18 protein-coding genes are annotated in these 21,044 nt (G+C 64.4%); 12 read left to right on the top strand and 6 right to left on the bottom strand.

Features of this window, described 5'->3' with window-relative positions; translation table 11 throughout:
- Positions 1–23 precede the first annotated feature (23 nt).
- The 5 genes from ACQ4N9_RS13075 to ACQ4N9_RS13055 all read left to right on the top strand — a co-directional run bounded on the left by ACQ4N9_RS13075 (position 24) and on the right by ACQ4N9_RS13055 (position 6,459).
- Positions 24–2,726, top strand: coding sequence for a [protein-PII] uridylyltransferase (locus ACQ4N9_RS13075; protein ID WP_390968062.1), 2,703 nt, complete (start codon positions 24–26; stop codon positions 2,724–2,726).
- Positions 2,727–2,747: 21 nt separating this feature from the next.
- Complete coding sequence (gene dapC / locus ACQ4N9_RS13070) at positions 2,748–3,947, top strand: succinyldiaminopimelate transaminase (RefSeq protein ID WP_390968063.1); 1,200 nt, start codon at positions 2,748–2,750, stop codon at positions 3,945–3,947.
- A 98-nt stretch (positions 3,948–4,045) separates the two neighbouring features.
- Complete coding sequence (locus ACQ4N9_RS13065) at positions 4,046–4,735, top strand: hypothetical protein (protein ID WP_390968064.1); 690 nt, start codon at positions 4,046–4,048, stop codon at positions 4,733–4,735.
- Between the two features lie 22 nt (positions 4,736–4,757).
- A complete protein-coding gene (locus tag ACQ4N9_RS13060) occupies positions 4,758–5,330 on the top strand; it encodes a hypothetical protein (RefSeq protein ID WP_390968089.1) in 573 nt (190 codons plus the stop codon).
- Positions 5,331–5,604: 274 nt separating this feature from the next.
- A complete protein-coding gene (locus ACQ4N9_RS13055; protein WP_390968065.1) occupies positions 5,605–6,459 on the top strand; it encodes a hypothetical protein in 855 nt (284 codons plus the stop codon).
- A 55-nt stretch (positions 6,460–6,514) separates the two neighbouring features.
- Here ACQ4N9_RS13055 and ACQ4N9_RS13050 read toward each other — a convergent pair whose 3' ends face one another.
- A complete protein-coding gene (locus tag ACQ4N9_RS13050; protein WP_390968066.1) occupies positions 6,515–8,161 on the bottom strand; it encodes a Na+/H+ antiporter in 1,647 nt (548 codons plus the stop codon).
- Between the two features lie 252 nt (positions 8,162–8,413).
- On the opposite strand from ACQ4N9_RS13050, the gene graT reads away from it, so the two are divergent.
- The 6 genes from graT to ACQ4N9_RS13020 all read left to right on the top strand — a co-directional run bounded on the left by graT (position 8,414) and on the right by ACQ4N9_RS13020 (position 12,229).
- Positions 8,414–8,692: a type II toxin-antitoxin system toxin GraT gene (graT, locus tag ACQ4N9_RS13045; protein ID WP_390968067.1), complete on the top strand. Its 279-nt coding sequence runs from the start codon at positions 8,414–8,416 to the stop codon at positions 8,690–8,692.
- Between the two features lie 8 nt (positions 8,693–8,700).
- The gene (graA, locus tag ACQ4N9_RS13040) at positions 8,701–9,000 is read left to right on the top strand and encodes a type II toxin-antitoxin system antitoxin GraA (RefSeq protein ID WP_003252274.1); all 300 of its coding nucleotides are present in this window, start codon (positions 8,701–8,703) and stop codon (positions 8,998–9,000) included.
- 124 nt (positions 9,001–9,124) lie between these two features.
- On the top strand, positions 9,125–9,472 hold the full coding sequence (locus ACQ4N9_RS13035) for an ArsC family reductase (protein ID WP_390968068.1): 348 nt from the start codon (positions 9,125–9,127) through the stop codon (positions 9,470–9,472).
- Between the two features lie 31 nt (positions 9,473–9,503).
- Positions 9,504–10,538 carry a 2,3,4,5-tetrahydropyridine-2,6-dicarboxylate N-succinyltransferase gene (gene dapD / locus ACQ4N9_RS13030; protein WP_125465222.1) on the top strand — a complete coding sequence of 345 codons (1,035 nt, stop codon included), beginning with the start codon at positions 9,504–9,506 and terminating at the stop codon, positions 10,536–10,538.
- 78 nt (positions 10,539–10,616) lie between these two features.
- Entirely contained in the window at positions 10,617–11,822 is a 1,206-nt protein-coding gene (locus ACQ4N9_RS13025) for a cysteine desulfurase (RefSeq protein ID WP_390968069.1), read from the top strand.
- Entirely contained in the window at positions 11,819–12,229 is a 411-nt protein-coding gene (locus tag ACQ4N9_RS13020) for a SufE family protein (RefSeq protein ID WP_390968070.1), read from the top strand. The genes ACQ4N9_RS13025 and ACQ4N9_RS13020 overlap by 4 nt, the downstream gene beginning before the upstream one ends.
- 110 nt (positions 12,230–12,339) lie before the next feature.
- On the opposite strand, the gene tcdA is transcribed toward ACQ4N9_RS13020, so the two are convergent.
- Entirely contained in the window at positions 12,340–13,149 is an 810-nt protein-coding gene (gene tcdA, locus ACQ4N9_RS13015) for a tRNA cyclic N6-threonylcarbamoyladenosine(37) synthase TcdA (protein WP_390968071.1), read from the bottom strand.
- A 254-nt stretch (positions 13,150–13,403) separates the two neighbouring features.
- Here tcdA and ACQ4N9_RS13010 point away from each other — a divergent pair, with 254 nt between their 5' ends.
- A complete protein-coding gene (locus ACQ4N9_RS13010) occupies positions 13,404–16,001 on the top strand; it encodes a glycosyltransferase (protein WP_390968072.1) in 2,598 nt (865 codons plus the stop codon).
- A gap of 42 nt (positions 16,002–16,043) precedes the next feature.
- Here the strand turns inward: ACQ4N9_RS13010 and ACQ4N9_RS13005 are convergent, their stop codons facing one another.
- The 4 genes from ACQ4N9_RS13005 to ACQ4N9_RS12990 are packed head-to-tail and all read right to left on the bottom strand — an operon-like array spanning position 16,044 to position 20,976.
- The gene (locus ACQ4N9_RS13005; protein ID WP_390968073.1) at positions 16,044–16,688 is read right to left on the bottom strand and encodes a DUF1120 domain-containing protein; all 645 of its coding nucleotides are present in this window, start codon (positions 16,686–16,688) and stop codon (positions 16,044–16,046) included.
- Positions 16,689–16,716: 28 nt separating this feature from the next.
- Positions 16,717–17,847, bottom strand: coding sequence for a DUF1120 domain-containing protein (locus ACQ4N9_RS13000; protein WP_390968074.1), 1,131 nt, complete (start codon positions 17,845–17,847; stop codon positions 16,717–16,719).
- Between the two features lie 11 nt (positions 17,848–17,858).
- On the bottom strand, positions 17,859–20,252 hold the full coding sequence (locus tag ACQ4N9_RS12995; RefSeq protein WP_390968075.1) for a fimbria/pilus outer membrane usher protein: 2,394 nt from the start codon (positions 20,250–20,252) through the stop codon (positions 17,859–17,861).
- Position 20,253: 1 nt separating this feature from the next.
- A complete protein-coding gene (locus tag ACQ4N9_RS12990) occupies positions 20,254–20,976 on the bottom strand; it encodes a fimbria/pilus chaperone family protein (protein ID WP_390968090.1) in 723 nt (240 codons plus the stop codon).
- Positions 20,977–21,044 lie beyond the last annotated feature (68 nt).

Genomic DNA, 21,044 nt, shown 5'->3' with positions numbered 1-21,044 from the left:
TTCATACACAGGAACGCGACTCGATGCCCCAGGTGGATCCCGAGCTGTTCGACCGTGGCCAGTTCCAGGCGGAACTGGCCCTCAAGGCAAGCCCCATCGCCGCTTTCAAGAAAGCCATTCGCATGGCCGGCGAGGTGCTCGACAAGCGTTTCCGTGAAGGCCGCGAAATTCGCCGGCTGATCGAGGACCGCGCCTGGTTCGTCGACAACATCCTGCAGCAGGCCTGGCACCAGTTCACCTGGGGCCAAGCGGACGGCATCGCCCTGGTGGCGGTCGGCGGCTACGGGCGTGGCGAGTTGCACCCCTGGTCGGACATCGACCTGCTGATCCTGCTCGACGCCGCCGAGCACGAGCAGTACCGCGACGCCATCGAACGCTTCCTCACCCTGCTGTGGGACATCGGCCTGGAAGTCGGCCAGAGCGTGCGCACCGTGGACGAGTGCGCCGAGCAGGCCCGGGCCGACCTCACGGTCATCACCAACCTGATGGAAAGCCGCACCATTGCCGGCCCCGAGTCGCTGCGCCAGCGCATGCTGGAAGTCACCAGCACCGCGCACATGTGGCCGAGCAAGGAGTTCTTCCTGGCCAAGCGCGCCGAACTCAAGGCACGCCACCACAAGTACAACGACACCGAGTACAACCTCGAGCCCAATGTCAAAGGTGGGCCAGGCGGCCTGCGCGACATCCAGACCGTGCTGTGGGTGGCGCGCCGCCAGTACGGCACCCTGAACCTGCACGCGCTGGCCGGCGAAGGCTTCCTGCTGGAGAGCGAGAACGAGTTGCTGGCCTCGTCGCAGGCCTTCCTCTGGCGCGTGCGCTACGCCCTGCACATGCTTGCCGGGCGCGCCGAAGATCGCCTGCTGTTCGACCACCAGCGCAGCATCGCCACGTTGCTGGGCTACAGCGACGAAAACCCCAAGCGCGCCATCGAGCAGTTCATGCAGCAGTACTACCGGGTGGTGATGAGCATCAGCCAGTTGTGCGACCTGATCATCCAGCACTTCGAGGAAGTGATCCTCGCCGATGACGACAGTGGCAGCACCACACCGCTCAATGCCCGCTTCCGCCTGCACGACGGCTATATAGAAGCTGTAAGCCCCAACGTGTTCCGCCGTACCCCCTTCGCCATGCTCGAGATCTTCGTGCTGATGGCCCAGCACCCCGAAATCAAGGGGGTACGCGCCGACACCGTGCGCCTGCTGCGCGAACACCGCCACCTGATCGACGACAAGTTCCGCCACGACATTCGCAACACCAGCCTGTTCATCGAGCTGTTCAAGTGCGAGATCGGCATCCACCGCAACCTGCGCCGGATGAACCGCTACGGTATTCTTGGCCGCTACCTGCCGGAATTCGGCCTGATCGTCGGGCAGATGCAGCACGACCTGTTCCACATTTATACGGTCGATGCGCACACCCTCAACCTGATCAAGCACCTGCGCAAACTGCAGTACACCCCGGTGTCGGAAAAATTCCCGCTGGCCAGCAAGCTCATGGGGCGCCTGCCCAAATCCGAGCTGATCTACCTGGCCGGGCTGTACCATGACATCGGCAAGGGCCGCCAGGGCGACCACTCCGAGCTGGGCGCCGTCGACGCGCAAGCGTTCTGCGAGCGCCACCAGCTACCCGCCTGGGACAGCCGCCTGATCGTCTGGCTGGTGCTGAACCACCTGGTGATGTCCACCACCGCCCAGCGCAAAGACCTCTCCGACCCACAGGTGATCAACGATTTCGCCCTGCATGTCGGCGACGAGACACGCCTGGACTACCTCTACGTGCTGACCGTGGCCGACATCAATGCCACCAACCCCAGCCTGTGGAACTCCTGGCGCGCCAGCCTGCTGCGCCAGCTCTACACCGAGACCAAGCGCGCGCTGCGCCGCGGCCTGGAAAACCCGCTGGACCGCGAAGAGCAGATTCGTCAGACGCAAACCGCAGCACTGGACATCCTGGTGCGCGAAGGCACCGATCCGGACGACGTGGAGCAGCTCTGGTCGCAGCTGGGCGACGATTATTTCCTCAAGCACAACGCCGCCGACGTGGCCTGGCATTCCGACGCGATCCTCCAGCAGCCGGCCGATGGCGGCCCGCTGGTGCTGATCAAGGAGACCACCCAGCGCGAGTTCGAGGGCGGCACGCAGATCTTCATCTACGCCCCCGACCAGCACGACTTCTTCGCCGTGACCGTCGCCGCGATGTCGCAGCTCAACCTGAACATCCACGACGCGCGCATCATCACCTCGAGCAGCCAGTTCACCCTCGACACCTACATCGTGCTCGACAACGACGGCGGCTCGATCGGCGACAACCCGCAGCGGGTCAAACAGATCCGCGACGGCCTGACCGAAGCCCTGCGCAACCCTGAGGACTACCCGACCATCATCCAGCGCCGGGTGCCGCGCCAGCTCAAGCATTTCGACTTTCCACCCCAGGTGACCATCCTCAACGACGCCCAGCGCCCGGTGACCATCCTCGAGATCACCGCCCCCGATCGCCCCGGCCTGCTGGCACGGATCGGGCGGATTTTCCTGGAGTTCGACCTGTCGCTGCAGAACGCCAAGATCGCCACCTTGGGCGAACGCGTGGAAGACGTGTTCTTCATCACCGATGCCGACAACCAGCCGCTGTCCGACCCGCAGCTGTGCAGCCGCCTGCAGGAGGCCATCGTCCAGCAGCTGCAGGCCGGCCAGGCCAGCGACGCCAGCCCTACCCGCATGACCTTTTGACGATTACGAGACCTTGCGCCGATGAACCATGCCTTGACCCAGCTTCAGCCCTACCCGTTCGAGAAACTGCGCGCCCTGCTGGGCACCGTACAACCGGCAGCGGACAAACGCGCCATCGCCCTGTCGATCGGTGAGCCGAAGCATGCATCGCCGGCCTTCGTCGCCCAAGCCATGGCCGACAACCTCGACAAGCTGGCGGTGTACCCGAGCACCATCGGCCTGCCCGCCCTGCGCCAGGCCATCGGCCAGTGGTGTGAGCGGCGTTTCGGCGTGCCGGCCGGCTGGCTCGATGCCGACCGTCATATCCTGCCGGTCAACGGCACCCGCGAGGCGCTGTTCGCCTTCACCCAGGCCGTGGTCAACCGTGCCGATGACGGCCTGGTGGTCAGCCCCAACCCGTTCTACCAGATCTACGAAGGCGCGGCGCTGCTGGCCGGCGCCACTCCACATTACCTGCCGTGCCTGGAAGACAATGGTTTCAACCCCGACTTCGACGCCGTGCCGGCCGAAGTGTGGAAGCGCTGCCAGATCCTGTTCCTGTGCTCGCCGGGCAACCCCACCGGTGCGCTGGTGCCGATGGACACCCTGAAGAAGCTGATCGCCCTGGCCGACGAGCACGATTTCGTGATCGCCGCCGACGAGTGCTACAGCGAGCTGTACTTCGACGAAGACGCACCGCCACCGGGCCTGCTGAGCGCCTGCGCCGAGCTTGGCCGCAGTGACTTCAAGCGCTGCGTGGTGTTCCACAGCCTGTCCAAGCGCTCCAACCTGCCAGGCCTGCGCTCGGGCTTCGTGGTCGGCGATGCCAGCATCATCAAGCCGTTTTTGCTGTACCGCACCTACCACGGCTGCGCCATGCCGGTGCAGACCCAGCTGGCCAGCGTCGCCGCCTGGCAGGACGAGGCCCATGTGCGCGAGAACCGCGACCAGTACCGCGCCAAGTACGACGCGGTGCTCGACATCCTGCAGCCGGTGATGGACGTGCAGCGCCCGGACGGCAGCTTCTACCTGTGGGCCAAGGTGCCGGGCAGCGACGATGCCGCCTTCACCCGCGACCTGTTCGAAGCCGAGCACGTGACCGTGGTGCCGGGCTCGTACCTGTCCCGCGAAGTGGATGGCGTCAACCCGGGTGCCGGGCGTGTGCGCATGGCGCTGGTTGCGCCGTTGGCCGAATGCATCGAGGCGGCCGAGCGCATCCGCGCGTTCCTGAGCAAGCGCTGAACACGGGGATGGCCCGCCATCCGCCCAAAATATAGCTACCGCATGGCCTGCACGGCCTTGGCCAATGCTCTGGCCTCCTTCAACCAGGAGTCCAGAGCATGATCGAACTCATCAACTGCAGGGCCCACGGCCCTGCCCCTCACCACCGCCAGAAACGCTCGCTGGGGTATGCAGACAAATTCTGGCCAGCCGCCAGCACCCTGTGCATCACCTTCGTCAACCAGCCCCGCGCATCCCTCAAGCAAGCGATTTTCAACGCGGCCTGCCAATGGCTGCCGTTCGTCAACCTGCGCTTCGAACTGGTCGATGACGATACCTTCGACGCACAGATCAAGATTCATACCGGTGGCAGCGTCACCGCGAACTACTCGATGTTCGGCACCGACGCCCGCAGGAGTGCAGGCGCATCGATGGTATTAGGTGTGACACCGGACATGGACAGCTTCGAACGCACGGTCCTCCACGAGTTCGGCCATGCCCTGGGCTGCCCGGCTGTCTTGTCCAGCCTGAAAAACCCACCATCGGCCAAGGCGCGTCCGGTCAGATATCGCCCAGCGATATGCACCGCTCTAGCCCGACCAGCAAACCGGATAGTGCACCTCCGTTCAATCGAAAAGGTGCTCACCGATGACCGATGTACTTCTGGCCAACACGCTCTATCGCCTGCGCGAAAAACTGCACACAAGGCCTGCAGCCTCCAGCATCCGCAAGAAACGCTCCCTGGACGTCCACTCGCCCTTCTGGCAGCCCGGGCAAACGCTCAGGATATCGTTCACCGGCACCCCTGATCCGTGGCTGAAAACGGCGGTTTTGCAGACGGCCAGCCTATGGCTTGAGCATGCATACCTGCAGTTCGAGCTCGTCGACGACAACGATGATCGCGCCGAAATCCGCATCCGCACCGACGTGACCGAAGACGTCAACTACAGCTTGCTGGGACGCTATTCCCAACTCGTCACAGACGCCAGCATGGCGTTAGGCGTAAGCCTGTCCGACCCCCTGTTCGACCAGATCGTGCTGCATGAATTTGGTCATGCACTGGGCATGGAACACGAGCATCAACATCCTCATGCCTATATTCCATGGAACCTCGACGCCTTGCGAGAAGCGTTGGCACAGGCCCTGAGCCAGGAGACGAACGATCCGCAGGAACTGCTGGCCGCAATCGAGACAGAGCTCAACATTCAGTACCTGCCCCTTGCCGAAGACGACGTACAACCGATGCTGCCCTACGACCTAGAGTCGATCATGCACTACCCCATCCGGCAGGCGCATACCTGGGGCAATTGGGAAGTCGGGCAGAACACCAAGCTCAGCCAGAAAGACAAACGGTTCATGCGCCTGGTCTATCCAGCGCCAGGTCAGAACGGCTGCCGCAAATGAGCGTATTGCACCTGACCGACGCCGCCGGGCGGAATCGGGCCTTCCTGGTGCGCTGAGCCACCCAGAAACCAGTACCGACCAGCAGGGCAATCCGACGAAATCGAATTGCCCTGCCGTCCAGGGTGAAAACGCCAATCTCGGACTCAGCCAGACCGGCCGTAGAGTCACGCCTCCTCTATCACAGATGAGGCAATAGCCTTGCAGCATTATCTAACGCAGCTGCCCCGCCCGATGCGCCCATTCTCGCAAGCTCCAGCAAATGAGGAACGCATCGATGCAAGACATACTTTTTGAAACCTCAATCGCAAAACGACTGAAAACGCGTCGCGTACCGAGCACGCCGCGCAGTTCGCGCAAGAAACGCTCAATTGGCGACCATACAATTTTCTGGGAGACGGGTAGCACGCTCAGGATTTCTTTTACCGGTCACCCTGAAGAAGACCTGAAGCAGGCGATCGTCGCAGTAGCACGAGCATGGCTGGTGCATGCCAACCTGGACTTCGAACTGGTCGATGATGATGACCAGTCCGCCGATATCAGGATCGACACAGCGGTGCCGCCCGATTTCAACGAAAGTGCGCTCGGTCTTGTTGCGCGGAACATGGACGGGCCCAGCATGAGCCTGGGTGTTCGGCCCGCCGATGAGCATTTCAGGCGTATCGTGCTGCATGAGTTCGGTCATGCTCTGGGCATGATTCACGAGCATCAGCACCCAATGGCCAACATTCCATGGGACCTCGAGGCGCTGCGTGCCCGGTTCACTGGACGCCTCGCGCCAGAGGCAACGACCGATGAAGAGCTCGACGAAATGATCGAGGAAACGAGCGATGAAGAGCTCGACGAAATGATCGAAGAAACGAGCGATGAAGAGCTCGACGAAATGATCGAGGACATGAGCGATGAAGAGTTCGAAGCGATGATCGAGGAGATGATTGCAATCAATTATCTCCCCATCGCTGCACAGGGTTTTGTCACACTGGATTACGATCCGACCTCCATCATGCACTACCCAGTCAAACAGGAATTGACGCTAGGAGATTGGGAAGTGCTCGGAAATGACGAGCTCAGCGCCAAGGACAAACAGTTCATGCGCATGGCCTACCCTGGACGGGAGAAAATCGAAGACTGACGCGGATTACCGGCCAGTCATTTCCTGCCGGGAGTGGCTGGCACGACCACGCCCCCTACCTGACTGCACCAAGGTTTGCTTCACTCATATCCAGTTCCCCCAACACCTGCCTCACCACTTCATCGCCGACCAGGTGCTGGCGATGCAGATTGTACAACTCCAGACGCTGGGCCCGCAGTGCACGCAGGCGCAGCCGGCGCTCCAGCAGGTCCATCTGCTCGGCCAGGGCACGGGCCTCGGCGCTGTCGTTGTAACTGTCGAGCTCATCCCGGTACTCAGCCATCAACCGCGCCTTGAGCTCGACCGCCAGGGCGGCCTGGGCGGCGTCCTGCGGTGCGTTGGCGTCGGTCACCTCTTCTGCCTCCAATGCATGGATCGCAGCCTCCGCCGTGCGTCGCCAGGCTTCCTGAACTTCCTGGTGCAGACGCTCATCCGGGCTCCGGGTAACGCCGCGCAGCAGGATGGGCAAGGCAATCACGGCACTGACCAGCGACAACAGGATCACCCCGGCGGCAATGAAGATCAGCAGGTCGCGCTCAGGGAAGGCCTGGCCAGCCCCGATCAGCAACGGAATCGACATCACGCCGGCCAGGGTCACCGCCCCGCGTACCCCACCCAGGGTCAACAGCCAGCACGACCGCGCAGTCGGCATCAGCACCAGCGCCGGTTTGCCGCGCCAGCGCCGCACCACGCCGATGGCACGCCAGATGCTCTGCACCCAGACGAAGCGCAGCAACACCAGCGCGGCGAAAATCGCCAGCACGTCCAGACAGCGCCAGGCCAACGCCGGCCAGACGGTCGGCTCGTGGCTGACCACCGCCTTGATGATGTCCGGCAATTGCAGGCCCAATAGCAGGAAGATCAGGCCATTGAAGGCGAATTCGAGCAACGACCAGACACTGCGGTTGAGCAGCCGCGTGCTGGTCTGGCGTGGCAGCAGGTCGAGCCAGCTCTGCATCATGCCGGCGGCCACCGCCGAAAGAATGCCCGACACCCCAAGGCGCTCGGCCAGCACATAGGCGGCGAACGGAAGCAGCAACATGAACACCACGTGGGTGGCAGGGTCGTCCCAGCCGCGGGTGATCATCCACATGCGCAGGCGCCCCACCAGCCAGCTCAGGACCACCCCCACCGCCAGGCCGCCAAGGGCGACAAGGACGAAAGTGAGGCTGGCTTCGGTCAGGGAGAACACCCCGGTGATGGCCGCGACCAGGGCGAACTTGAAGGTCACCAGGCCCGAGGCGTCGTTCATCAGCGCCTCGCCCTGGAGCATGTGCATCAGTGGTGTGGGCAAACGATCCTGGGCGATGGCTGAGACCGCCACAGCATCGGTGGGCGACAACACCGCCGCCAGGGCGAAGGCGACGGCCAGCGGAATACTCGGCAGCAGCCAGTGGATGAAGTAACCGGCGCCGACCACGGTGAACAGCACCAGCCCCACCGCCAGCGCCACCACCGGCCCGCGGATGCGCCACAGTTCGCGCTTGGGCATGCGCCAGCCATCGGCGAACAGCAGCGGCGGCAGGAACAGGAACAGGAACAGTTCCGGGTCCAGCGCCACATGCAGGCCCAGGGTGGGCCAGGCCAGCAAGGCACCTGCGCCGATCTGCACCAACGGCAACGGCAGCGGCACCACACGCCCCACCAGTTTCGACAGGCTCACCAGCATCAGCAGGATTAGGACGGTATAGGCTGACTGCATCGGGCAAGCTTCCTGTGTAATCGAAACAACGACAGCGGGGGCGAAACATCGCATTTGAAACAATATGTTAGCGGCGACCGGCTATGCTGGACCGCTCCACGATAGTCGCAGGTGGCTGGGGAATATGTAACATGATGATACCCAGCAGTCGTGACCGTTGCCTGCGAGTCGCGTGCTCCGTGATGAAGGCTTGAACTGCAGCGATCCAATCGTATAATCAATCTTAACGAATAACGTTAAGCGTTCACGCTCATGATTCGAAGCTTCAGCTGTGCCGACACGGAAGCACTCTTTACCACTGGAAAGTCACGGCGTTGGTCAGATATCAAGTCAGTCGCGGAGCGCAAACTGGCCATGCTCGATGCTGCAACAGAGTTGCGAGATCTTCGGTCGCCACCTGGCAACCGCCTTGAGTCACTGAGCGGCAATCGTGCCGGTCAACATAGTATCCGCGTGAATGACCAATGGCGCTTGTGCTTCACCTGGACCGACCACGGGCCAGTTAACGTTGAAATTGTCGATTACCACTGAGGTGCATCATGCTCAAGAACGGTATGCGTCCAATCCATCCCGGTGAAATCCTGCGTGAGGACTTCCAGAAGGAAATGGGCTTCAGCGCCGCGGCACTGGCCAGAGCGCTGGGCGTTGCAACGCCAACCGTCAACAACATCCTGCGCGAAAGGGGCGGTGTTTCCGCCGACATGGCACTGCGCCTGTCCATCTGTCTGGACACCACTCCCGAGTTCTGGCTCAACCTGCAGACGGCCTTCGATTTGCGCACTGCCGAACAGCAGCACGGCGATGAGATCATCGGATCGGTACAGCGCCTGGTCGCTTGAACACATTCTGATCAGTAAACATGGGCGCCACAGGCGTGGCGCCGCGAAGATCGTTCCCGCATAATCCCGCGACTGACATCGAGAAACGGAGAGATTGGGGCGACTTGTAACCCCAATGTACACAATGACCTACACGCTCTACGGCATCAAAGCCTGCGACACCATGAAAAAGGCGCGTACCTGGCTCGAAGACAAGGCCATCGCCTACGAATTCCACGATTACAAAACCCAAGGCATCGACCGTGACAGCCTGAACCGCTGGTGCGACGAACACGGCTGGGAAGTCATCCTCAACCGTGCCGGCACCACCTTCCGCAAGCTGGACGACGCCAGCAAGGCAGACCTCGACCAGGCCAAGGCCGTCGAGCTGATGCTGGCCCAGCCGTCGATGATCAAACGCCCGGTGCTGGACCTTGGCGCGCGTACCCTGGTCGGCTTCAAGCCCGACCTGTACGCCGCTGCCATGGCCTGAGCCCCTACCCTATTTCGCACGAGGTAATCACATGTCCAATACCCTGTTCAGCCTGGCCTTCGGCGTCGGCACCCAGAACCGCCAGGGCGCCTGGCTGGAAGTCTTCTACGCGCAGCCTTTGCTCAACCCATCCGCCGAGCTGGTCGCCGCCATCGCGCCGATCCTTGGCTATGAAGGTGGCAACCAGGCCATCGCCTTCAGCAACGCCCAGGCCGCGCAACTGGCCGAGGCCCTGAAAGGCGTCGATGCCGCCCAGGCCGCCCTGCTGACCCGCCTGGCCGAGAGCCACAAGCCGCTGGTCGCCACCGTGCTGGCCGAAGACGGTGCCCTGGCGTCCACCCCAGAGGCTTACCTCAAGCTGCACCTGCTGTCGCACCGCCTGGTCAAGCCACACGGTGTCTCGCTGGCCGGCATCTTCCCGCTGCTGCCGAACGTGGCCTGGACCAATCAGGGCGCGGTCGACCTGGCCGAGCTGGCCGAACTGCAACTGGAAGCGCGCCTGAAGGGCGAACTGCTGGAAGTGTTCTCGGTGGACAAGTTCCCGAAGATGACCGACTACGTCGTGCCAGCCGGCGTGCGTATCGCCGATGCCGCACGTGTGCGCCTGGGCGCCTACATCGGCGAAGCCACCACCATCATGCACGAAGGCTTCGTCAACTTTAACGCCGGCACCGAAGGCCCGGGCATGATCGAAGGCCGCGTCTCCGCTGGCGTATTCGTCGGCAAGGGCTCGGACCTGGGCGGCGGCTGCTCGACCATGGGCACCCTGTCCGGTGGCGGCAACATCGTCATCAAGGTCGGCGAAGGCTGCCTGATCGGCGCCAACGCCGGTATCGGCATCCCGCTGGGTGACCGCAACACCGTGGAAGCCGGCCTGTACATCACCGCCGGTACCAAGGTGAACCTGCTGGACGAGAACAACCAGCTGGTCAAGGTGGTCAAGGCCCGTGACCTGGCCGGCCAGACCGACCTGCTGTTCCGCCGCAACTCGCTCAACGGCGCAGTGGAGTGCAAGACCCACAAGTCGGCCATCGAGCTGAACGAGGCGCTGCACGCCCACAACTGAGAACCTGCAGGTTCGAAGTGATAAGATCGGGGCTGGCCGCAAGGCCCGCCCCGATTTTTCATTCCAGGCCCCGCGAACATGTTCCAGCCCTCCCCCTGGCGTGCCGACTTCCCCGCCATCGCCGCCCTGCAACGCCAGCACCAGACCTACCTGGACAGCGCCGCCACCACGCAGAAGCCGCAGGCCCTGCTCGACGCCCTGAGCCATTATTACGGCCATGGCGCGGCCAACGTGCACCGTGCCCAGCACCTGCCGGGCGCCCTCGCCACCCAAGCCTTCGAAGCCAGCCGTGACAAAGCCTGCGCCTGGCTCAATGCCGCCGACTCACGGCAGATCGTCTTCACCCATGGCGCCACTTCAGCCCTGAACCTGCTGGCCTATGGCCTGGAGCACCGCTTCGAGGCCGGCGACGAGATCGCCGTCAGCGCCCTGGAGCACCACGCCAACCTGCTGCCGTGGCAGCAACTGGCGCAACGTCGTCAACTGCGCCTGGTGGTGTTGCCGGTGAATGAACACGGCCATGTCGATCTGGACCAGGCCCTGCAGTTGATCGGCCCACGGACTCGCCTGCTTGCCATCAGCCAACTGTCCAACGTGCTCGGCACCTGGCAACCCCTGGCCCCGCTGCTGGCGCACGCCCAGGCCCAAGGCGCGCTGACCGTGGTCGACGGCGCCCAGGGCGTGGTGCATGGCCGCCACGATGTGCAGCAACTGGGCTGCGACTTCTACGTGTTCTCCAGCCATAAACTGTACGGCCCCGACGGTGTCGGCGTGCTGTATGGCCGGCACCAGGCCCTGGCGCTGCTGCGCCACTGGCAGTTCGGTGGCGAAATGGTGCAACTGGCTGAATACCAGAGCGCCAGTTTCCGCCCCGCGCCACTGGGCTTCGAGGCCGGTACGCCGCCCATCGCCAGTGTGATAGCCCTGGGGGCGACCCTGGATTACCTGGCCAGCCTCGATGGCGAGGCCGTCGCCCGCCATGAAACCGGCCTGCACCAGCAACTGCTGCGGGGCCTGGGGGATCGCGAAGGTATTCGCCTGCTGGGTTCGCCACAGGCAGCGCTGGCCAGCTTCATCGTCGAAGGCGTGCACAACGCCGACATCGCCCACCTGCTGACCGAACAGGGCATTGCCGTGCGTGCCGGGCATCATTGCGCCATGCCGTTGCTCAAGGGCATGGGGCTGGAGGGGGCGATCCGCGTATCGCTGGGGCTGTACAACGACAGCGATGACCTGCAGCGCTTCTTCGACGCGCTCGACCAAGGCCTGGAGCTGCTGCGATGAGCCTGTCGCCAGAAGCCAGCCAGGCGCTGGAGAGTTTCGAACAGGCGCGCGGCTGGGAGCAGCGGGCACGGCTGCTGATGCAGTGCGGGGATCGGCTGGAGGCGCTGGACGACAGTGAGAAAACCGAGGCCAACCGGGTGCATGGTTGCGAGAGCCTGGTGTGGCTGGTGGCCGCGCAAGAAAACGGCCAGTGGCGGTTCAAGGCCAGCAGCGATGCGCGGCTGTTGCGCGGTTTGCTGGCGCTGTTGCTGGTACGGGTGCAGGGAGTGGCCAGCGATGAGTTGGCGACGCTAGACCTGAACGGCTGGTTCACCCAACTCGGGCTGGAGCGTCAGCTGTCGCCCTCGCGCAGCAACGGGCTGCATGCGGTGTTGCAGCGGATGGGTGAGCTGGCGATTCACCGGTAAGTCGGCGATGCCTTCTTCGCGGGTAAACCCGCTCCCACAGGTTTTGCGTCGGCACTGCGGCTCACGCGCACCTGTGGGAGCGGGTTTACCCGCGAAGAAGCAAACGCCGCCTATTCAGCCTTGACCCGCTCCGACGGCCGCCGCGCGCCGGCAACGAGTTTCTCCACCGCCTTGCTCGCCGCCACCATGCCGAACGTCGCGGTCACCATCATCACCGCGCCAAAACCGCCCGAACAATCCAAGCGTACGCCCTCACCGACGAAGCTCTTCTGCAGGCACACGCTGCCATCGCCCTTGGGGTAGCGCAGCTGTTCGCTGGAGAACACGCAGGGCACCTGGTAGTTGCGGCTGGTGTTGCGCGAGAAGTTGTAATCCCGGCGCAGGGTCGAGCGCACCCGCGAGGCCAGCGGGTCGTTGAAGGTCTTGTTCAGGTCGCCGATCTGGATGCGCGTCGGGTCGATCTGTCCACCCGCGCCACCTGTGGTGATGATGGCGATCTTGCGCCGCTTGCACCAGGCAATCAGTGCGGCCTTGGCCATCACGCTGTCGATGCAGTCGATCACGCAATCCATCTGTTCGGTGATGTACTCGGCCATGGTCTCGCGGGTGACGAAGTCGGCCACCGCATGCACCGTGCAGGCCGGGTTGATCGCCCGCAGGCGTTCGGCCATCACCTCGACCTTGGGCCGCCCCACCTGGCCATCCAGCGCATGGGCCTGGCGGTTGGTGTTGCTGACGCAGACATCGTCGAGGTCGAACAGGCTGATCTCACCCACGCCGCTGCGTGCCAAGGCCTCGGCCGCCCACGAGCCCACCCCGCCGATGCCGACGATGGCCACATGGGCCTGGCGCAGGCGTTGCAGCCCGTCATCGCCGTACAGCCGGGCGACGCCGGCAAAGCGTGGATCTTCTGTGCTCATGTTCGTACCCCAGGCCAATACCTCAAAAATCGGCGCGCAGTATAAGCCAAGCGCCTGGATTAAGGGCTGCCGTTGGCCAGTGTCCTACCAAGCCTGCTTTAATGTCCTATCAGACAAAAAGATCTGGACGACAATCAGGCGGGCACAGAACTTCATCCTCTGTCGAAAATCCAACGGATTGCCTTCTTCGGTAAGCGTAGGACCGACGCACCGAAGACTCCGCCCCGCCCTCAGCTTCGGAACCTCGACCCCTTATGTCATCACGCAAATTCGGCCTCAACCTGGTGGTGGTCCTGGCCATCGCCGCGCTGTTCACCGGGTTCTGGGCGCTCATCAACCGCCCGGTATCCGCCCCTGCCTGGCCGGAGCAGATCTCCGGTTTTTCCTATTCGCCGTTCCGCCTCGGTGAAAGCCCGCAAAAGGGCCAGTACCCGACCGAGGACGAGATTCGCCAGGACCTGGAGCAGCTGAACAAGCTGACCGACAACATCCGCATCTATACCGTCGAAGGCACCCAGGCCGAGGTGCCGCGGCTGGCCGAGGAACTGGGCCTGCGGGTTACCCTGGGCATCTGGATCAGCAAGGACCTGGAACGCAACGAGCGTGAGATCGAAAAAGCCATCGGCCTTGCCAATACCTCCCGCAGCGTGGTGCGGGTGGTGGTGGGCAACGAAGCGCTGTTCCGCGAAGAAGTTACCCCCGAGGAGCTGATCGCCTACCTCGACCGGGTGCGCAAGGCCGTGAAAGTGCCGGTGACCACCAGCGAGCAGTGGCACATCTGGAAGGAACACCCCGAACTTGCCAAGCATGTCGACCTGATCGCCGCGCACATCCTGCCGTACTGGGAGTTCGTGCCGATGAAGGACTCGGTGCAGTTCGTCCTCGACCGCGCCCGCGAGTTGCGCAAGCAGTTCCCGCGCAAGCCGCTGCTGCTCTCGGAGGTCGGCTGGCCGAGCAATGGCCGTATGCGCGGCGGCGCCGACGCCACCCAGGCCGACCAGGCCATCTATCTGCGCACCCTGGTCAATACCCTCAACCGCCGCGGCTACAACTACTTCGTCATCGAAGCCTATGACCAGCCGTGGAAGGCCAGCGACGAAGGCTCGGTGGGCGCGTACTGGGGCGTGTTCAACGCCGAGCGCCAGCAGAAGTTCAACTTCGAAGGCCCGATCGTCGCCATCCCGCAATGGCGCGCCCTGGCCGTGGCCTCGGTGGTGCTGGCGATGATCGCGCTCATGGTGCTGTTCATCGATGGCTCGGCGCTGCGCCAGCGCGGGCGCACCTTTCTGACCTTCATCACCTTCCTGTGCGGGTCGGTGCTGGTGTGGATCGCCTACGACTACAGCCAGCAGTACAGCACCTGGTTCAGCATGACCGTGGGCGTGCTGCTGGCACTGGGCGCGCTGGGTGTGTTCATCGTGCTGCTGACCGAGGCCCATGAACTGGCCGAAGCCGTGTGGACGCACAAGCGCAGGCGCGAATTCCTGCCAGTGCACGCCGACAGCGCCTATCGCCCGAAAGTGTCGGTGCATGTGCCGTGCTACAACGAGCCGCCCGAAATGGTCAAACAAACCCTCGACGCCCTCGCCGCACTGGACTACCCCGACTACGAAGTGCTGGTGATCGACAACAACACCAAGGACCCGGCCGTGTGGGAGCCGCTCAAGGCCCACTGTGAAAAGCTCGGCGAGCGCTTCAAGTTCTTCCACGTCGCGCCCCTGGCCGGCTTCAAGGGCGGCGCGCTCAACTACCTGATCCCGCATACCGCCAAGGACGCCGAGGTGATCGCGGTGATCGACTCGGACTACTGCGTCGACCGCAACTGGCTCAAGCACATGGTGCCGCACTTCGCCGACCCGAAGATCGCCGTGGTGCAGTCGCCCCAGGACTACCGCGACCAGCACGAAAGCGCCTTCAAGAAGCTGTGCTACAGCGAGTACAAGGGCTTCTTCCACATCGGCATGGTCACCCGCAACGACCGTGACGCGATCATCCAGCACGGCACCATGACCATGACCCGGCGCTCGGTGCTCGAAGAGCTGGGCTGGGCCGAATGGTGCATCTGCGAGGATGCCGAGCTGGGCCTGCGGGTGTTCGAGAAAGGCCTGTCGGCCGCCTACGCCCACAACAGCTACGGCAAGGGCCTGATGCCCGACACCTTCATCGACTTCAAGAAGCAGCGCTTCCGCTGGGCCTACGGCGCCATCCAGATCATCAAGCACCATGCCAGCGCCCTGCTGCGCGGCAAGGACAGCGAGCTGACCCGCGGCCAGCGCTATCACTTCCTGGCCGGTTGGCTGCCGTGGATCGCCGATGGCATGAACATCTTCTTTACCGTCGGCGCGCTGTTGTGGTCGGCAGCGATGATCATCGTGCCGCACCGGGTCGACCCGCCGTTGATGATGTTCGCCATTCCGCCGCTGGCGCTGTTCTTCTTCAAGGTCGGCAAGATCGTGTTCCTCTACCGCCGTGCGGTGGGGGTGAACCTGAAGGATGCCTTCGCTGCCGCCCTGGCGGGCCTGGCGCTGTCGCACACCATCGCCAAAGCGGTGCTGTACGGCTTCTTCACCAGCAGCATGCCGTTTTTCCGCACGCCGAAGAACGCCGACAGCCATGGCCTGCTGGTGGCAATTTCCGAAGCGCGGGAAGAACTGTTCATCATGCTCCTGCTGTGGGGCGCAGCCGGCGGCATCTACCTGGTGCAGGGCCTGCCCAGCTCGGACATGCGCTTCTGGGTAGCCATGCTGCTGGTGCAGTCGCTGCCGTACCTGGCGGCGTTGATCATGGCCTTCCTGTCGTCGCTGCCCAAGCCTGCCGAGGCCAGCCAACCGGCCACCGCCGGCCAGGCCTGAAGCTCAGGCGCCGGTACCTTTGCACGGTATCGGCGCCAGCGTTTACAGGTACACCACCTCCATTGTCCCCTCCCCGTCAAAGGCGATGACGTCGCTGGTATCCAGCGTTTCGGTCGGCGCCACCACCACCTGCACCATCAAGGTCGCGGTGAGGTCGCGGATCGGCACCGGGCCGGCGCTGCTGCCAAGCGTGTCACTGAACCCCAACAGCATGTCGTTGCTGCCGATCCGGTCTACCTGCAGGTCAGCCGCATGCCAGCCACGCCCGCCGGAGGTGGAGTCGGTGATATAGACCTGGGTGAGGGCATCGGCCTGGATGCGCCGTGGGTCGAACTGCACCTCGTACAGGCCGATGCGGTTGCCGCGCTTGTCCAGCCCCAGGCCGTAATAGATGCCACTGTTCACCAGGGCGCTGCCGTCGCGGTTGTCGCGCATGCGCAGGGCAAAGCGGGTGGCCGCGTCGCAACTGATGCTCAAACCGATGGGACGGGGCTTGAGCATCGTACGCTGGGTCTTGCTCAGGTCCTGCACCGAGATACGGCCGAAATCCACCACCCCGCCGCTGGTCAGTGCCGGCGTACAGGAGGCGGGGGTCACACTGCCGCGCACGTTCAGTTCGATGGTCGATTGGGCATGAGCCCAGGGTGCGATCAGCAGGGCCAGCATCGTCAGGGCTTGGGGTTTCATGGTGTTTGCTTCCTTTGAGTCGTGGTGGCTAGAGGTAGATGATTTCAAGGGTCGCGGCACCATCGATGGGCGCCTCCTCGTCCAGGGTCAGGGCGCCGGCCGCCGGCAGGAACAGCTCGACGGCGAGGCTGGCGTTGAGTTGGGTCATCGCCGTGGGGCCTGCCTGGCGTGCATTGCCCGGGGCGAAGCCGAGCAGGCGGCGGTCAGGCGCCAGGTAGGCCGGGCCACTGGGCGACAGCCATTGCAGCGCGCCGAACGGGGCCTGCAGCGCCGACACCGAAGCCCCGTCAGCGAGCACACTGTCGAACGACACTGCATAGGCGCCCAGCGCCTGCCCCGCGCGGGTCCGGCCCACACCGAACAGCAGCGCGGGGTCGACCAGCCCCGGGAAGGGCCTCACGCTGGATGAGCGGTTGTCACGGGCGCTCAAGGCGAAACGGGTTGGCGCATCGCAACGTACGCTCAGCGATACGCTTCGCTGCCAACGGCTGCCGGCCTCCTGCGCCAGCTGCCGGGCGGGAATACGGCCAAAGTCCACCACCCCGCCATTGCCCAGTTGCGGGGTACAGGCTACGGGTGCGATGGCCGCCATTACATCGAGGTGGCCCTTGCCGCCAGCGGCCTCAACCTGGCCTGCCGCGCGCAGCGATAGCGCATCGGTCACGCCCAGCATCGCCGGTACGCCCCAGCCCTTTACCTCCAGGCGGGCGCTGAACACCCGCCCCGGCACGGCCTGCCCGGCATGCAGGGGCGCCAGCCAGGTCTGCGGCAACCAGTCCAGCGCCCTGCCACTGGCCTGCGGCGCCTGCCTGGGTGCGCTGAACCGGCCCAGCTCCACCGGTGCGCCATCGAGCAGCGCCTGGTCCAGACGCAAGGCGAAACTGCCCTGCTCACCAAGGGCGAATCTTGTGCCGCTGTGCTGCGCAGCACGGAAGAACAGCGACACATCCTGGGCCTGTGCGCAGGTCACGGTCAGGCCAACACTGCGCATGCCCAATTCGAGTTCTTGCGCATGCTTGATGAGGGTGGTGCGGTTGAAGCGGCCGAAATCCGCCTGGGGCTGGCTGAGGCTTACCTGGCAGTCATCGGCCTGGCCGACTGCCGGTAACAGGCCGACGGCGGCGAGCAATGCCGGAATGAAACATCGAAACGAGCGCATGGCTGGCTCCATCAAGGGATGCGGCACAGGGCCGTGGTGGATTCGAAATAGGCGTCCAGATCCGCTTGTTGCGGCAGGCTGAATTGCAGTTCGCACGCAGGGCCATCGACCGGGTTGACCCAAAGCCGTCGGGCCTCCTGCAGGCCATGGACGAACACCAGCCCGCCCTCCTGCACCAGCGTGACGAACTGCCCCTCGCCATCGGTAACCATGGCGCCGCCCGGCAAGGGCTCGCCGGCCTGGTCGCGGGCCTGCAGCAATGCCCGGCGCGTGCTGGTCACGCGAAAATCGATGCGTGGCACTGCGCCGCGCCCGGCCTGGACCAACTCGACAGCGTTGTCCAGATCGACGTTGCGCGGCAACGAACGTGGCTGCACTTCCACGGTGCTGCTGCCATAAGGGGTCAGTTGCGCCACCAACGCCTGGCCATCGCCGTCGGTCCACGTCGGCCCGGCCGGTGTATCGAGCTTCACCCCGGACAACTGGCCCACCGACACCAGGGCAAAGGTGTCCTGCACCGCGTAGGGCGAGAAGGTCACGCCTTCGCCGTGCATCGCCACACCGCCGCGCATGCCCAGGCCGATACTGCGGTTGCCCTTGCCGTAACCGGCGTAGTTGACGTCCACCTGGGTGTAGCGTGGCAAGGCCGAGAGGCCGGCATTCAGGTCCACCAGCCGGTCGCGGCTGTCGCGCTCGGCGCCCAGGCGGTAGCTCAGGGTGTCACTGACCCGTTCCTGCATCGACAGGCCCAGGCGGCTGTCGCCGCCGCTCTCGCGCAGCGAAGCGCGCAAGCGACGGTCACGCCCCAACGGCATGCTCACACTGACGTAGGCGGCATTGCCCAGGTTGCTGCTGCCCCCCAGGTTCCACTCCATGCTGGCCGACAACGACACCTCTGCGAAACGCCGCCCCCAGGAGGCATAGGCGCGGCTGGATTCGCTGCCGTCATGCAGCGCAGCCCGGGAAAAACCGCCGCTGAGGCTGCCGACCCAAGGCTGGGCCCACGATAGGCCGAAGCTGTACTGGTGCTTGAAGCGACTCGATACGAAGGCATCGTCGTCACGGGCAAAGCTGTCCAGCAGGTCACGGTAGCCTTCGGTCTGCTGGGTATAAGCACCATTGATGGCCCACTGCGGGGTGAGTTGCTGGGAAAACGATACCTGGCTCTGCAGCCCGCGCGAGTCCGACTCACGCGCCCTGGCCGCCTGGATCATCCACTGCACCTGCGAGCCCAACCAAGGTTGCAAGCCCACACCCACGCCGGCCGCCTCGTATTCGCTGGCCATCAGCACGCCGCTGCTCAGGGTGGTGACCGGGCTCAGGCCTTGGGTCCAGCCTGCGCTGAGCACCCAGGGGTCGGCGGCGACATCGGCGTTTTCCCGCACGCGCCCCACGCCCAGGTTGAAACCCGGAGCGGGTATGTCCAAGGCCACCATGGCCGCCGGCACCGTGAAACTGCGCTGCATGCCATCGGCTTCGATCACCGTCACGTCAAGGTCGGTGAGGCGGTCCAGGTGCGGCAGGTCGCCCAGCGCGAAGGGCCCGGCAGGCACCACGGTGGAGTAGATCAGCGCGCCCGCCTGGCGCACCTCGACCCGCGCCTGGCTCTGGGCGATGCCTTCGATCGCGCCACGCCGCGCGGGGCCGTCCAGCGCCTGCTCGGTGCTCAATTGCAGGCCATCGACCCGCGCCCCGGCCAACACCGGGTTGACCAGGTTGATCTGCCCCGCCTGGAACACCGTGCCCAGTTCGGCGAAGGTCCGCTGAGCGTAGGCGTCGAGGAATTCGCTACGGCGCATGCCATCCACTGCGGTGTGGATCTGGTGGCTGCGCACGATCCAGTCTCCGGCGTTGAAGCCCAGTTCGGTACTGGCCGACCAGTAATCGCTGTCGCGCCCTTCGAAGCGATTGCGCAACCCCGACAGTTCGTAGTTGAGAATGCCGGCCATGCCGCCGGTGTGGTAAGCCGACAAGTCCTGAGCCGTCTCGACGGGGCGCAAGGCCTGAGTCGGCACCACCAGGCTGACGCGTTCGGCCTGTGGATCGAGGCTGATCTGGGTCTGGCTGTACTGCTCGAGAAAGTCCCCGCAACCAGCCTGCTCACCTGCGTTGCCTTCACGCAGTTGCAAGCGGGCCGCATCGAGCAGGCGCTGGTCGAAACACAACTGGCCGGCGGCATCGAAACGCGCCTCGACTCGCCCGCGAGGCTGATCGTTGACGATCAGGTTCACCCGGTGGGAGCCGGGTGGAAAACGCGCCGCTTCACTCAAGTAGGCCACCAGGCTCGGGTCGATGCCGCGCAGGCGCAGCATCTCGGCATCGAAAGCCACGGGTTGTGCGGCCAGAGCCTGGGCCACGGCAAGCGCCAACAGACCGGCGCAAGGGCCGGCGATTTGCCCACGCATCTCAGGCACCACCCGCCTGCAAAGGGGCTTCATGGGCGTCCACGGCAAAGCCGTAGACCGTCGCCGGGTACGAGCGGACCTTGTCCGGCGCGCCTTGCAGGCCGCCGTCGAAGGCGATTTCCAGCGTATCGCCCGGCAGCACGTAGCTGCGTGGCAAACGCGCCGCCTGGCCGCTAGGCAGCAGTTTCAATTCCTGCGCCAGGCGTACCACGTAGGGCGAGCCGTTATGCACGCTCAACTTGCCATCGGCCAGGCGCCACTGCAGCTCGGTCCAGGGCGCACGGTTGGGTGCCAGGCCCTTGGGGTGGATGATCACCGGCAGGTTCTGGCGCACGCTGACGCCGACCTTGGCCAGGCCCTGGGCCTTGGCTTCCGGCGACTGGGGAATACCCTCGAAAATCACCCGTTTCAGGCGCTGGGTGGCCAAGGGTTTCTCGCCACGCAGGATGAAGCGCACCAGTTGCTCCTTGCCGGACTCTACCCGCCAAACGGGCTGCGACAGGAACAGCAAGGGCTCGGTGTCCTCAGGCACATCCTGCAGGGTGACGTGCAACAAGGCGGTGGCATTGTCGCTGTTGCGCACCTTGATGGACGCTTCACCGTCCGCTTCGTTGACGATGACCACGGAGGTCTCCGGGATCATGCCGTCGGCCCATGCGAGCGAGGAGGCAGACAAGACCAGCAGGCCAGCCAACAAGGGCCGGGACAGGCAGCGAGGGATCATTTGCACGGCAAACTCCAGGCGTGAGCCGGCCGCCCGCGGGCAACCGGGTGAAATGAAGAGAGGGAAAA

Origin of the sequence: Pseudomonas sp. ES1 (assembly GCF_050586605.1) — a bacterium.
In the GTDB taxonomy this organism is placed as follows: Bacteria; Pseudomonadota; Gammaproteobacteria; order Pseudomonadales; family Pseudomonadaceae; genus Aquipseudomonas; species Aquipseudomonas sichuanensis.
The sequence above is the reverse complement of the archived record's forward strand: the minus strand, read 5'-3'. Positions and strand labels throughout refer to the sequence as shown.